Genomic DNA, 13,766 nt, shown 5'->3' with positions numbered 1-13,766 from the left:
AGACTTACAACCCTGAGAGGGATTGACGCATAGTGCTCGACGTCAACTTCTTCGATGAGCTCCGGATCGGTCTGGCTACCGCTGACGACATCCGTCAGTGGAGCCACGGCGAGGTCAAGAAGCCCGAGACCATCAACTACCGCACCCTCAAGCCCGAAAAGGACGGACTCTTCTGCGAGAAGATCTTCGGTCCGACCCGGGACTGGGAGTGCTACTGCGGTAAGTACAAGCGCGTCCGCTTCAAGGGCATCATCTGCGAGCGCTGTGGCGTCGAGGTCACTCGCGCCAAGGTGCGCCGTGAGCGGATGGGCCACATCGAGCTGGCCGCTCCCGTCACCCACATCTGGTACTTCAAGGGCGTGCCGAGCCGGCTGGGCTACCTGCTGGACCTCGCGCCCAAGGACCTCGAGAAGGTCATCTACTTCGCCGCCTACATGATCACGTGGGTGGACGAGGAGCGCCGTACGCGCGACCTGCCCTCGCTGGAGGCGCACGTCTCCGTCGAGCGTCAGCAGATCGAGCAGCGCCGCGACTCCGACCTGGAGGCCCGCGCCAAGAAGCTCGAGACCGACCTGGCCGAGCTGGAGGCCGAGGGCGCCAAGGCCGACGTGCGCCGCAAGGTGCGCGAGGGCGCCGAGCGTGAGATGAAGCAGCTGCGCGACCGTGCGCAGCGCGAGATCGACCGTCTCGACGAGGTCTGGAACCGCTTCAAGAACCTCAAGGTCCAGGACCTCGAGGGCGACGAGCTGCTCTACCGCGAGCTGCGGGACCGCTTCGGCACGTACTTCGACGGCTCCATGGGTGCCGCTGCCCTGCAGAAGCGCCTGGAGACCTTCGACCTCGACGAGGAGGCCGAGCGCCTCCGCGAGATCATCCGTACCGGCAAGGGCCAGAAGAAGACCCGTGCGCTCAAGCGCCTCAAGGTCGTCTCCGCCTTCCTGCAGACCCGCAACAGCCCCAAGGGCATGGTGCTGGACTGCATCCCGGTGATCCCGCCGGACCTGCGTCCGATGGTGCAGCTGGACGGTGGCCGCTTCGCGACCTCCGACCTGAACGACCTGTACCGCCGTGTGATCAACCGCAACAACCGCCTCAAGCGGCTTCTCGACCTCGGCGCGCCCGAGATCATCGTGAACAACGAGAAGCGGATGCTGCAGGAGGCCGTCGACGCGCTGTTCGACAACGGCCGCCGCGGTCGCCCGGTCACCGGTCCCGGTAACCGCCCGCTGAAGTCCCTCAGCGACATGCTGAAGGGTAAGCAGGGCCGTTTCCGTCAGAACCTGCTCGGTAAGCGAGTCGACTACTCGGCGCGTTCCGTCATCGTCGTCGGCCCGCAGCTCAAGCTGCACCAGTGCGGTCTGCCCAAGGCCATGGCGCTGGAGCTCTTCAAGCCGTTCGTGATGAAGCGCCTGGTGGACCTCAACCACGCGCAGAACATCAAGAGCGCCAAGCGCATGGTCGAGCGCGGCCGCACGGTCGTCTACGACGTGCTCGAAGAGGTCATCGCCGAGCACCCGGTGCTGCTGAACCGTGCACCCACCCTGCACCGTCTGGGCATCCAGGCCTTCGAGCCGCAGCTGGTCGAGGGCAAGGCCATTCAGATTCACCCGCTCGTCTGCACCGCGTTCAACGCGGACTTCGACGGTGACCAGATGGCCGTCCACCTCCCGCTGTCCGCGGAGGCCCAGGCCGAGGCCCGCATCCTGATGCTGTCCTCGAACAACATCCTCAAGCCGGCCGACGGCCGTCCGGTCACCATGCCGACCCAGGACATGGTGCTCGGTCTCTTCTTCCTCACCACGGATGAGGAGGAGCGCGAGGTCAAGGGCGAGGGCCGGGCCTTCGGCTCGGTCGCCGAGGCCATCATGGCCTTCGACGCCCGTGAGCTCTCGCTGCAGGCGAAGGTCGACATCCGCTTCCCGATCGGCACCGTCCCGCCCCGTGGCTGGACTCCGCCGGTTCCGGAGGAGGGCGAGCCCGAGTGGCAGCAGGGTGACAGCTTCCGGCTGCGGACGACCCTGGGCCGTGCGCTCTTCAACGAGCTGCTGCCCGAGGACTACCCGTTCGTCGACTACTCGGTGGGCAAGAAGCAGCTCTCCGCGATCGTCAACGACCTGGCCGAGCGCTACCCCAAGGTCATCGTGGCGGCGACGCTCGACAACCTGAAGGCGGCCGGTTTCCACTGGGCGACCCGTTCCGGCGTCACCGTCGCCGTCTCGGACATCGTCGTGCCGGAGGCCAAGAAGGCCATCGTCGCGGGCTACGAGGCCCAGGACGAGAAGGTCCAGAAGCAGTACGAGCGCGGTCTGATCACCAAGGACGAGCGCACGCAGGAGCTCATCAACATCTGGACCAAGGCGACCAATGAGGTCTCCGAGGCGATGAATGAGAACTTCCCCAAGACGAACCCCATCTTCATGATGGTTGACTCGGGTGCCCGAGGAAACATGATGCAGATGCGGCAGATCGCCGGTATGCGTGGTCTGGTGTCGAACGCGAAGAACGAGACCATCCCGCGTCCGATCAAGGCCTCGTTCCGCGAGGGTCTGTCCGTGCTGGAGTACTTCATCTCCACCCACGGTGCCCGTAAGGGTCTGGCGGACACCGCTCTGCGTACCGCCGACTCCGGTTACCTCACCCGTCGTCTGGTCGACGTCTCCCAGGACGTCATCATTCGCGAGGAGGACTGCGGCACCGAGCGCGGCCTCAAGCTGCGGATCGCCTCGAAGGACGCCGCGGGTGTCCTGCGCAAGGCGGACGACGTCGAGTCCAGCGTCTACGCCCGCATGCTCGCCGAGGATGTCGTCGTCGACGGCAAGGTCGTCGCCCCGGCGAACGTCGACCTCGGTGACGTGCTCATCGACGCGCTGGTCAACGCGGGCGTCGAGGAGGTCAAGACCCGCTCGGTCCTGACCTGTGAGTCCGCGGTCGGCACCTGTGCCTTCTGCTACGGCCGTTCGCTGGCCACCGGCAAGCTGGTCGACATCGGTGAGGCGGTCGGCATCATCGCCGCCCAGTCCATCGGTGAGCCCGGCACCCAGCTGACGATGCGTACCTTCCACACCGGTGGTGTGGCCGGTGACGACATCACCCTGGGTCTGCCGCGTGTCGTCGAGCTCTTCGAGGCCCGTACGCCCAAGGGTGTCGCCCCGATCTCGGAGGCGGCCGGCCGCGTCCGCATCGAGGAGACCGAGAAGACCAAGAAGGTCATCGTCACCCCGGACGACGGCAGCGACGAGACGGCTTACGGCGTCTCCAAGCGTGCCCGTCTCCTGGTCGGCGAGGGCGACCACGTCACGGTCGGCCAGCCGCTGACCGTGGGTGCCGTCAACCCGCACGACGTGCTGCGGATCCTCGGCCAGCGTGCCGTCCAGGTCCACCTGGTCGGCGAGGTCCAGAAGGTCTACAACAGCCAGGGCGTGGCGATCCACGACAAGCACATCGAGATCATCATCCGGCAGATGCTGCGCCGTGTGACGATCATCGAGTCCGGCGACGCGGAGCTGCTGCCGGGCGAGCTGGTGGAGCGCACGAAGTTCGAGGGCGAGAACCGTCGCGTCGTGGCGGAAGGCGGCCACCCGGCCTCCGGCCGTCCGCAGCTGATGGGTATCACCAAGGCGTCGCTGGCCACCGAGTCGTGGCTGTCGGCGGCGTCCTTCCAGGAGACGACCAGGGTCCTGACCGACGCGGCGATCAACGCCAAGTCGGACTCCCTGATCGGCCTCAAGGAGAACGTCATCATCGGTAAGCTCATCCCGGCCGGTACGGGCCTGTCCCGCTACCGCAACATCCGGGTCGAGCCCACCGAGGAGGCGAAGGCCGCGATGTACTCGGCCGTCGGTTACGACGACATCGACTACTCGCCCTTCGGCACCGGCTCCGGCCAGGCGGTCCCGCTGGAGGACTACGACTACGGTCCGTACAACCAGTAAGCCTGGTCCGTACGACAGCAACAGGGCGGCCATCCCTCGCGGGGTGGCCGCCCTGCGGCATTGACCGGCCCTCCCGCAGGGTTGGCGGCCGTGCGGGGGAACTTGTCCTCCCATTGCTGCGTCTGTGATGAGAAGATGGGGAGAACTGTCGAGCGGGGGAGGTTCGCGAAGTGGCATTCCAGCCGTGGCAGGGCGGGCAGCCGGCTCAGCCGTCGCATCAGGTGCCGGCGATGCGCGCCTCGCACGCTGATCGCGAGCGGGCGGTCGATGTGCTCAAGGCGGGATTCGCCGAGGGGCGGCTGCAGCAGCCGGAGTACGAGCAGCGGATAGGACGGGCCTACAAGGCGCAGACCCACGCGGAGCTGCAGATGCTGGTCGCGGATCTACCGCAGGGGCCGGTACCGCAGGCGCAGTTCCAGCCACAGCGGCCGATGGTGCCGGCGACGTTCATGCCGGTGCAGATGCCGGCGCCGGTGCACTCCAACTCGTCGGCGACGGGCGCGCTGGTCTGCGGGATCATGACGCCGATGACCTGGGGACTGACGGCGATTCCGGCGGTGATCCTGGGACACAAGGCGCGTGCCGAGATCCGGCGCTCGGGGGAGCGGGGGGACGGCCAGGCCATCGCGGGACTGGTGCTGGGCTGGCTGGCGATCGGCGGCTGGGCGCTGTTTCTGCTGGTCTTCATCCTGTCGGCGGCGGTCAACCTCTGAGTGGTCCGCGGCCCGGACGGCAGGCGGCCGCGGCGGCGGCACAGCGGCCGTGGTAGCGGTGCGGTGCCTTCTTCCGTAGGGTCGCCGATCGCACTACGGTGGCCGCAACGCCGTGAGGAGTCCGGCGTGTCCTTCGCGTGTGCATTTGTTTTGACCGCAGCCCATGCGGTAGGTACGCTCTGACCTTGTGCCTGGGGTGTCCCTGGGCTGTCGTGCGCGCAATTCTCCACAGCCTCTGGCCGGGAGAGCCACAGCACGGAAGCCGGGTTTTGACACCGCAATCTGCCGCCTCACTCGTTCCAGCGAGGACCGGACTGCAGTATTCGACACACCCGACCGCGTGGGTCGGGGAATGTTCCAGGTTAGCTTTACCGAGACTGGCACACAGAAACCGGAGAAACGGTGCCTACGATCCAGCAGCTGGTCCGCAAGGGCCGGCAGGACAAGGTCGAGAAGAACAAGACGCCCGCGCTCGAGGGTTCCCCCCAGCGCCGTGGCGTCTGCACGCGTGTTTTCACGACCACCCCGAAGAAGCCGAACTCGGCCCTGCGTAAGGTCGCGCGTGTGCGTCTGACCAGCGGGATCGAGGTCACCGCTTACATTCCGGGTGAGGGCCACAACCTGCAGGAGCACTCGATCGTGCTCGTGCGTGGTGGTCGTGTGAAGGACCTGCCGGGTGTTCGGTACAAGATCATCCGCGGCTCCCTCGACACGCAGGGCGTCAAGAACCGCAAGCAGGCTCGCAGCCGCTACGGCGCCAAGAAGGAGAAGTAAGAATGCCTCGTAAGGGCCCCGCCCCGAAGCGCCCGGTCATCATCGACCCGGTCTACGGTTCTCCTCTGGTGACCTCCCTCATCAACAAGGTGCTGCTGAACGGAAAGCGCTCCACCGCCGAGCGCATCGTTTACGGCGCCATGGAGGGTCTGCGCGAGAAGACCGGCAACGACCCGGTCATCACGCTCAAGCGCGCGCTCGAGAACATCAAGCCGACCCTTGAGGTCAAGTCCCGCCGTGTCGGTGGCGCGACCTACCAGGTCCCGGTCGAGGTCAAGCCCGGCCGCGCCGCCACCCTCTCGCTGCGCTGGCTCGTGGGCTACTCCCGCGCCCGCCGCGAGAAGACCATGACCGAGCGCCTCATGAACGAACTGCTCGACGCCTCCAACGGCCTCGGCGCTTCGGTCAAGAAGCGTGAGGACACGCACAAGATGGCCGAGTCCAACAAGGCCTTCGCGCACTACCGCTGGTAGTCGCAACCCACATCGAGACCGAGAGAAGATTGAGCCACTATGGCTACCACTTCGCTTGACCTGGCCAAGGTCCGCAACATCGGGATCATGGCCCACATCGACGCGGGCAAGACGACCACCACCGAGCGGATCCTGTTCTACACCGGTGTTTCTTACAAGATCGGTGAGGTCCACGACGGCGCTGCCACGATGGACTGGATGGAGCAGGAGCAGGAGCGCGGCATCACCATCACGTCTGCCGCGACGACCTGCCACTGGCCGCTGGAGAACGTCGACAACACCATCAACATCATCGACACCCCGGGCCACGTCGACTTCACGGTCGAGGTGGAGCGCTCGCTGCGCGTCCTGGACGGTGCGGTGACGGTGTTCGACGGCGTTGCCGGTGTCGAGCCCCAGTCCGAGACCGTCTGGCGTCAGGCGGACCGCTACGGCGTGCCGCGTATCTGCTTCGTCAACAAGCTCGACCGCACGGGCGCCGAGTTCCACCGCTGCGTCGACATGATCGTGGACCGCCTGGGCGCGACCCCGATCGTGATGCAGCTCCCGATCGGCACCGAGGCGGACTTCAAGGGCGTCGTCGACCTCGTCACCATGAAGGCCCTGGTCTGGTCGGCCGAGGCTGCCAAGGGCGAGATGTACGACACCGTCGACATCCCGGACACGCACATCGAGGCTGCCGACGAATGGCGCGGCAAGCTGCTCGAGGCCGTTGCCGAGAACGATGAAGAGATCATGGAGCTGTACCTGGAGGGCCAGGAGCCCACCGTGGAGCAGCTCTACGCGGCGATCCGCCGGATCACCATCGCTTCGGGCAAGGCCGAGAACACCACCGTGACCCCGGTGTTCTGCGGTACCGCGTTCAAGAACAAGGGCGTCCAGCCCCTGCTCGACGCGGTCGTGCGCTACCTCCCCTCCCCGTTGGACGTCGAGGCCATTGAGGGCCACGCGGTCAACGACCCGGAAGAGGTCATCAAGCGCAAGCCGTCCGAGGCCGAGCCGCTGTCCGCCCTTGCGTTCAAGATTGCGAGCGACCCCCACCTGGGCAAGCTCACCTTCATCCGGGTGTACTCGGGCCGCCTCGAGGCCGGCTCGCAGGTGCAGAACTCGGTGAAGGGCAAGAAGGAGCGCATCGGCAAGATCTACCGGATGCACGCGAACAAGCGTGAGGAGATCGAGTCGGTGGGTGCCGGTGACATCGTCGCCGTCATGGGTCTGAAGCAGACCACCACCGGTGAGACCCTCTGCGACGCGGGCAACCCGGTGATCCTGGAATCGATGGAGTTCCCGGCCCCGGTCATCCAGGTCGCCATCGAGCCCAAGTCCAAGGGCGACCAGGAGAAGCTGGGTGTCGCCATCCAGCGGCTCGCCGAAGAGGACCCCTCGTTCCAGGTGCACACCGACGAGGAGACCGGCCAGACCATCATCGCGGGTATGGGCGAGCTGCACCTCGACGTGCTGGTCGACCGTATGAAGCGTGAGTTCCGGGTCGAGGCCAACGTCGGCAAGCCGCAGGTCGCGTACCGCGAGACCCTGCGCAAGCCGGTCGAGCGTCTCGACTACACGCACAAGAAGCAGACCGGTGGTTCCGGCCAGTTCGCGAAGGTGCAGATCGCGATCGCGCCGCTCGAGGGCGACGGGTACGAGTTCGAGAACAAGGTCACCGGTGGCCGTATCCCGCGGGAGTACATCCCGTCCGTGGACGCGGGCTGCCAGGAGGCCATGGAGTTCGGTGTTCTCGCCGGCTACCCGCTGACCGGTGTCAAGGTCACCCTGCTCGACGGTGCCTTCCACGAGGTCGACTCGTCGGAAATGGCCTTCAAGATCGCCGGTTCGATGGCCTTCAAGGAGGCCGCGCGCAAGGCCTCCCCGGCCCTGCTCGAGCCGATGATGAAGGTCGAGGTCACCACGCCCGAGGACTACATGGGCGACGTGATCGGCGACATCAACTCCCGCCGTGGTCAGATTCAGTCCATGGAGGAGCGCAGCGGAGCCAAGCTCGTCACGGGCCTGGTCCCCCTCTCGGAGATGTTCGGCTACGTCGGAGACCTCCGCAGCAAGACGTCGGGTCGCGCGAGCTACTCGATGCAGTTCGACTCCTACGCCGAGGTTCCCCGGAACGTCGCCGAGGAGATCATCGCGAAGGCCAAGGGCGAGTAGTCCCGTCTCCGCGGAGTCGGAACACGCTTTAGGCTTGACACCGTCTGATGGGGTAATCCCCGCAATCCGCGAGGATTGCCCCGTCAGCCGGCATCCCAGCAAAGATCACCTGGCGCCGATGAGTAAGGCGTACAGAACCACTTCAGGAGGAACCAGTGGCGAAGGCGAAGTTCGAGCGGACTAAGCCGCACGTCAACATCGGCACCATCGGTCACATTGACCACGGTAAGACGACCCTCACGGCCGCCATTACCAAGGTGCTGCACGACGCGTACCCGGAGCTGAACGAGGCCTCGGCCTTCGACCAGATCGACAAGGCTCCTGAGGAGCGCCAGCGCGGTATCACGATTTCGATCGCGCACGTCGAGTACCAGACGGAGAACCGTCACTACGCCCACGTCGACTGCCCCGGTCACGCGGACTACATCAAGAACATGATCACGGGTGCGGCGCAGATGGACGGCGCCATCCTCGTGGTTGCCGCCACCGACGGCCCGATGCCGCAGACCAAGGAGCACGTGCTCCTGGCCCGCCAGGTCGGCGTTCCGTACATCGTTGTCGCCCTGAACAAGGCCGACATGGTGGACGACGAGGAGATCCTGGAGCTCGTCGAGCTCGAGGTCCGTGAGCTCCTCTCCGAGTACGAGTTCCCCGGCGACGACGTTCCGGTCGTCAAGGTCTCGGCGCTCAAGGCGCTCGAGGGCGACAAGGAGTGGGGCGACTCCGTCCTCAAGCTCATGGCCGCCGTCGACGAGGCGATCCCGCAGCCCGAGCGTGACGTCGACAAGCCGTTCCTGATGCCGATCGAGGACGTCTTCACGATCACCGGCCGTGGCACCGTTGTCACCGGTCGTATCGAGCGTGGTGTCCTCAAGGTCAACGAGACCGTCGACATCATCGGCATCAAGACCGAGAAGACCACCACCACGGTCACCGGTATCGAGATGTTCCGGAAGCTTCTCGACGAGGGCCAGGCCGGTGAGAACGTCGGTCTGCTGCTTCGCGGTATCAAGCGCGAGGACGTCGAGCGCGGCCAGGTCATCATCAAGCCGGGCTCGGTCACGCCGCACACCTCGTTCGAGGCCCAGGCGTACATCCTGTCGAAGGACGAGGGTGGCCGTCACACCCCCTTCTTCAACAACTACCGCCCGCAGTTCTACTTCCGTACCACGGACGTGACCGGCGTCGTGACCCTCCCCGAGGGCACCGAGATGGTCATGCCGGGCGACAACACCGAGATGTCGGTCGAGCTGATCCAGCCGGTCGCCATGGAGGAGGGCCTGAAGTTCGCCATCCGTGAGGGTGGCCGGACCGTCGGCGCCGGCCAGGTCACCAAGATCAACAAGTAATTCCGTTGATCCGGTTGATCCGGTCGTAGCTCCCCGGAGCTCACAAGGAGCCCCGCTCACCGTCAGGTGGGCGGGGCTCCTTGGCGTTCGGGTCGGGGTCTTCGGTGGGTCAGGAGAGGTATTCCTCGATGGGCTGAAGGCGCACCGTGTACAGGTGGGAAAATGCTTCGTGCATTCCTGTTCCTGCGTAGTAGGCGCCGGTGTGGTGCAGTTAGTACATCCGATTATCGGGGTCCATTGCCACGAGCCCGTTCTGGATTCTTTCCCACCCAATGGGAAATACTGGCTGTCGCGTATCGTCCATGGTGTCGGAGATCTGCTCGGCCGTATCGCTGCAGAATCTTGCGCAGGCGTTGAAGCGGTCTGTGTGCCCGGCGGCAGGGAAGAAGGGCACGTCGAGGGGCCCGTACGAGCGCAGGACGTCCTCCGCTTCCGGGAAGAGTCTGGCCTGGCAACCGTGTGCTGTCAGGTCGGCAAATGGCGAACTCCGCTAATTCCCGGACCCTTTCGGATGCGTCGCGAGCGGGGTGCCATCCGGCGTCAGCAAAGAGTTGATCGATCTCTGCCCGTGTCGGCGCGATCGGCATGTCCGGGCCCCTTCGTGCTGCGGATATTCTGTTTCGCCGGTAGCGGCGACCGACTGCGTTATTCCGTGACGAGGGGGACGGCTAACGGATCGCGGAACACGGAAGCGTTACCGCCGGCCCGATGAGCCGCCATCCGCTGCGTGCAGCCCACGGGCCGCCGGTGTGAAGTGAGTCAGGGTGGTGGCGGCCCTGGTTCCCGCCGCTCCGTTGGCCCGCCGCGGCCGAGGGGGCACCCGCTCAGCCCGGCGGTCGGGTAGTGTCTCCCGCTTCAGTTGGCCAGTGCCGTGGCCTGTATGGCACACTGTCCAGGTTGCTCGGTTGAGTGCCGATGCTGCGCGCCTCCCGCCGGGAGGACCGGAAGCGAGTCCCAGGTATTCGTCGTCCCTTCTCAGGGTCGGAAATACGGGAATCTTCCGGGAAGCGTCAGCGGGGTGCCTCGGCCAGGCGCCCGGTGGGTGTCCTACCCCCACGCATTCCTTCCAGAGGGATCCTCCTTGTGGGGATTTACCGGAAGGCGCGCGACACGCCCGACCGCGGGGGTCGGAGGTAGGGCGGTGCTCCTCACGGAGCACAGCACATCGGGTCCCAGAGCGTTTACGAGAGACAGGACTACGAAGTAGCCATGGCGGGACAGAAGATCCGCATCCGGCTCAAGGCCTACGACCACGAGGTCATCGACTCCTCGGCGAAGAAGATCGTCGAGACGGTGACCCGTACTGGTGCGTCGGTCGCGGGCCCGGTGCCGCTGCCCACTGAAAAGAACGTGTACTGCGTCATCAAGTCGCCGCACAAGTACAAGGACTCGCGCGAGCACTTCGAGATGCGCACGCACAAGCGCCTGATCGACATCCTCGACCCGACGCCCAAGACCGTTGACTCGCTGATGCGCCTGGACCTTCCGGCCGGCGTTGACATCGAGATCAAGCTCTGAGAGGCGCGGAAGAGATGGCTAAGCAGATCAAGGGCATCCTGGGCGAGAAGCTCGGCATGACCCAGGTCTGGGACGAGAACAACCGTGTCGTCCCGGTGACCGTGGTGAAGGCCGGCCCCTGTGTCGTTACCCAGGTGCGCACCAATGACCAGGACGGTTACGACTCCGTCCAGATCGCCTTCGGCGAGATCGACCCGCGCAAGGTGAACAAGCCCCTCAAGGGCCACTTCGCGAAGGCCGACGTCACCCCCCGTCGTCACCTCGTCGAGGTCCGTACCGCCGACGCCGGCGAGTACACCCTCGGCCAGGAGCTGACCGCTGAGACCTTCGAGTCCGGCGTCAAGGTGGACGTGACCGGCAAGAGCAAGGGCAAGGGCTTCGCCGGTGTCATGAAGCGTCACGGCTTCCATGGCGGCAAGGCCTCCCACGGTGCCCACCGCGTGCACCGTAAGCCTGGCTCCATCGGTGGCTGTGCCACCCCGGGCCGCGTGTTCAAGGGCATGCGGATGGCCGGCCGTATGGGCAATGAGCGGGTCACCACCCAGAACCTGACCGTCCATGCCGTTGACGCGGAGAAGGGCCTGCTGCTCATCAAGGGCGCAGTTCCTGGTCCGAACGGCGGCCTCGTCCTGGTCCGTACCGCGGCCAAGGGGGCCTGAGGTAACCGATGAGCACCATTGACATCCTTTCGCCGGCAGGCGACAAGGCCGGTAGCGTCGAGCTCCCCACGGAGATCTTCGACGCCAAGGTCAGCGTTCCGCTGATCCACCAGGTCGTTGTCGCGCAGCTGGCCGCGGCCCGTCAGGGCACGCACAAGACCAAGACTCGCGGCGAGGTCCGCGGCGGTGGCAAGAAGCCGTACCGCCAGAAGGGCACCGGCCGTGCGCGTCAGGGTTCGACCCGCGCGCCGCAGTTCGCCGGCGGTGGCATCGTCCACGGCCCCGTGCCGCGTGACTACAGCCAGCGGACCCCGAAGAAGATGAAGGCCGCCGCCCTGCGCGGTGCCCTCACCGACCGGGCCCGCAACAGCCGCATCCACGTCGTTTCCGGCGTGGTCGAGGGCGACATCTCCACCAAGGCCGCCAAGACTCTCCTCGGCAAGGTCAGCGAGCGCAAGAACGTGCTCCTGGTCGCCGAGCGCAGCGACGAGGCCGCGTGGCTGTCCGCCCGCAACCTGCCCCAGGTTCACATCCTGGAGCCGGGCCAGCTGAACACGTACGACGTGCTCGTCTCCGACGACGTGGTCTTCACCAAGGCCGCTTTCGAGTCCTTCGTGTCTGGCCCCAAGGCCGCTGAGACCGAAGGGAGCGACGCCTGATGACTGAGGCCGTCGTCACCAGCAAGACCTTCTCGGACCCGCGTGACGTGCTCGTCAAGCCGGTTGTCTCGGAGAAGAGCTACGCCCTGCTGGACGAGAACAAGTACACGTTCATCGTCGCGCCGGGCGCGAACAAGACCCAGATCAAGCAGGCCGTCGAGGCGGTCTTCTCGGTCAAGGTCACCGGGGTCAACACGATCAACCGGCAGGGCAAGCGCAAGCGCACCCGCACCGGTTACGGCAAGCGTGCGAACACCAAGCGCGCCATCGTGACCCTCGCCGAGGGCGACCGTATCGACATCTTCGGCGGCCCGGTCTCCTAACGGAGTCCGAGTCGTCCGGAATCGGACGAGGACTGAGAAATGGGTATCCGCAAGTACAAGCCGACGACCCCGGGCCGTCGTGGCTCCAGCGTCGCCGACTTTGTCGAGATCACGCGGTCCACGCCGGAGAAGTCGCTGGTCCGCCCGCTGCACAGCAAGGGCGGCCGTAACAACGCCGGTCGTGTGACCGTTCGCCACCAGGGCGGTGGCCACAAGCGCGCCTACCGAGTGATCGACTTCCGTCGTCACGACAAGGACGGCGTGCCGGCCAAGGTCGCGCACATCGAGTACGACCCGAACCGCACCGCGCGCATCGCGCTCCTGCACTACGCAGACGGCGAGAAGCGCTACATCATCGCGCCCCGTGGCCTGGTCCAGGGTGCTCGGATTGAGAACGGCGCTGGCGCCGACATCAAGCCGGGCAACAACCTGCCGCTGCGTCACATCCCCGTGGGTACGACGATCCACGCGATCGAGCTGCGTCCGGGCGGCGGTGCGAAGTTCGCCCGCTCGGCCGGTGCCTCCGTGCAGCTGCTGGCGAAGGAGGGCCGCATGGCTCACCTTCGTATGCCGTCCGGTGAGATCCGCCTGGTCGACGTGCGCTGCCGCGCCACCGTCGGCGAGGTCGGCAACGCCGAGCAGTCGAACATCAACTGGGGTAAGGCCGGCCGCATGCGCTGGAAGGGCGTCCGCCCGACCGTGCGTGGTGTCGTGATGAACCCCGTCGACCACCCGCACGGTGGTGGTGAAGGCAAGACTTCCGGTGGTCGCCACCCGGTCTCGCCGTGGGGTCAGAAGGAGGGTCGTACTCGTTCGCCGAAGAAGGCGAGCAACAAGTACATCGTCCGCCGCCGCAAGACGAACAAGAAGCGCTAGGAGCGGGTTTAGATGCCGCGCAGTCTCAAGAAGGGGCCCTTCGTCGACGACCACCTTTCCAAGAAGGTGGATGTTCAGAACGATGCCGGCACCAAGAACGTCATCAAGACCTGGTCCCGCCGCTCGATGATCGTCCCGGCCATGCTCGGCCACACGATCGCGGTGCACGACGGCCGCAAGCACGTCCCGGTGTTCGTCACCGAGTCGATGGTCGGCCACAAGCTCGGCGAGTTTGCGCCGACCCGCACCTTCCGCGGCCACGAGAAGGACGACCGCAAGTCGCGGCGTCGTTGATCGGCGGAGTGCGAAGACTATGACTGACACCGAAGG

General features: G+C 65.9%; 13 protein-coding genes. 12 read left to right on the top strand and 1 reads right to left on the bottom strand.

Annotated elements, in window-relative coordinates:
* Positions 1–32 precede the first annotated feature (32 nt).
* The 6 genes from CFW40_RS15145 (at position 33) to tuf (ending at position 9,401) form a co-directional block, all read left to right on the top strand.
* A complete protein-coding gene (locus tag CFW40_RS15145) occupies positions 33–3,932 on the top strand; it encodes a DNA-directed RNA polymerase subunit beta' (RefSeq protein WP_088798412.1) in 3,900 nt (1,299 codons plus the stop codon).
* A 230-nt stretch (positions 3,933–4,162) separates the two neighbouring features.
* Positions 4,163–4,645, top strand: a complete 483-nt coding sequence (locus CFW40_RS15140; protein WP_088798411.1) for a DUF1707 and DUF4190 domain-containing protein — start codon at positions 4,163–4,165, stop codon at positions 4,643–4,645.
* 402 nt (positions 4,646–5,047) lie between these two features.
* Positions 5,048–5,419, top strand: coding sequence for a 30S ribosomal protein S12 (gene rpsL, locus CFW40_RS15135; protein ID WP_003948652.1), 372 nt, complete (start codon positions 5,048–5,050; stop codon positions 5,417–5,419).
* Positions 5,420–5,421: 2 nt separating this feature from the next.
* Complete coding sequence (gene rpsG / locus CFW40_RS15130) at positions 5,422–5,892, top strand: 30S ribosomal protein S7 (RefSeq protein ID WP_004571813.1); 471 nt, start codon at positions 5,422–5,424, stop codon at positions 5,890–5,892.
* Between the two features lie 39 nt (positions 5,893–5,931).
* A complete protein-coding gene (gene fusA / locus CFW40_RS15125; RefSeq protein WP_088798410.1) occupies positions 5,932–8,052 on the top strand; it encodes an elongation factor G in 2,121 nt (706 codons plus the stop codon).
* Positions 8,053–8,207: 155 nt separating this feature from the next.
* Positions 8,208–9,401 (top strand): elongation factor Tu, encoded by a 1,194-nt coding sequence (gene tuf, locus CFW40_RS15120; RefSeq protein WP_088798409.1) that lies wholly within the window; start codon positions 8,208–8,210, stop codon positions 9,399–9,401.
* A gap of 211 nt (positions 9,402–9,612) precedes the next feature.
* On the opposite strand, the gene CFW40_RS38915 is transcribed toward tuf, so the two are convergent.
* Positions 9,613–9,870 (bottom strand): SUKH-3 domain-containing protein, encoded by a 258-nt coding sequence (locus CFW40_RS38915; protein WP_371127328.1) that lies wholly within the window; start codon positions 9,868–9,870, stop codon positions 9,613–9,615.
* A 740-nt stretch (positions 9,871–10,610) separates the two neighbouring features.
* Here CFW40_RS38915 and rpsJ point away from each other — a divergent pair.
* From rpsJ to rpsS, 6 genes are read left to right on the top strand one after another with little or no spacing between them, the layout of a single operon-like run.
* Positions 10,611–10,919 carry a 30S ribosomal protein S10 gene (gene rpsJ / locus CFW40_RS15115; RefSeq protein ID WP_003948644.1) on the top strand — a complete coding sequence of 103 codons (309 nt, stop codon included), beginning with the start codon at positions 10,611–10,613 and terminating at the stop codon, positions 10,917–10,919.
* A 14-nt stretch (positions 10,920–10,933) separates the two neighbouring features.
* Complete coding sequence (gene rplC / locus CFW40_RS15110; RefSeq protein ID WP_042155856.1) at positions 10,934–11,578, top strand: 50S ribosomal protein L3; 645 nt, start codon at positions 10,934–10,936, stop codon at positions 11,576–11,578.
* A gap of 8 nt (positions 11,579–11,586) precedes the next feature.
* On the top strand, positions 11,587–12,237 hold the full coding sequence (gene rplD / locus CFW40_RS15105; protein ID WP_088798408.1) for a 50S ribosomal protein L4: 651 nt from the start codon (positions 11,587–11,589) through the stop codon (positions 12,235–12,237).
* Complete coding sequence (gene rplW, locus CFW40_RS15100; RefSeq protein ID WP_033269707.1) at positions 12,237–12,560, top strand: 50S ribosomal protein L23; 324 nt, start codon at positions 12,237–12,239, stop codon at positions 12,558–12,560. Before rplD ends, rplW begins: the two co-directional genes overlap by 1 nt.
* A 39-nt stretch (positions 12,561–12,599) precedes the next feature.
* Positions 12,600–13,436, top strand: coding sequence for a 50S ribosomal protein L2 (gene rplB, locus CFW40_RS15095; protein ID WP_088798407.1), 837 nt, complete (start codon positions 12,600–12,602; stop codon positions 13,434–13,436).
* A 12-nt stretch (positions 13,437–13,448) separates the two neighbouring features.
* Positions 13,449–13,730 carry a 30S ribosomal protein S19 gene (rpsS, locus tag CFW40_RS15090; RefSeq protein ID WP_018090899.1) on the top strand — a complete coding sequence of 94 codons (282 nt, stop codon included), beginning with the start codon at positions 13,449–13,451 and terminating at the stop codon, positions 13,728–13,730.
* The last annotated feature ends 36 nt before the right edge of the window (positions 13,731–13,766 follow it).

Source organism: Streptomyces sp. 2114.4 (genome assembly GCF_900187385.1).
In the GTDB taxonomy this organism is placed as follows: domain Bacteria; phylum Actinomycetota; class Actinomycetes; order Streptomycetales; family Streptomycetaceae; genus Streptomyces; species Streptomyces mooreae.
The sequence above is the reverse complement of the archived record's forward strand: the minus strand, read 5'-3'. Positions and strand labels throughout refer to the sequence as shown.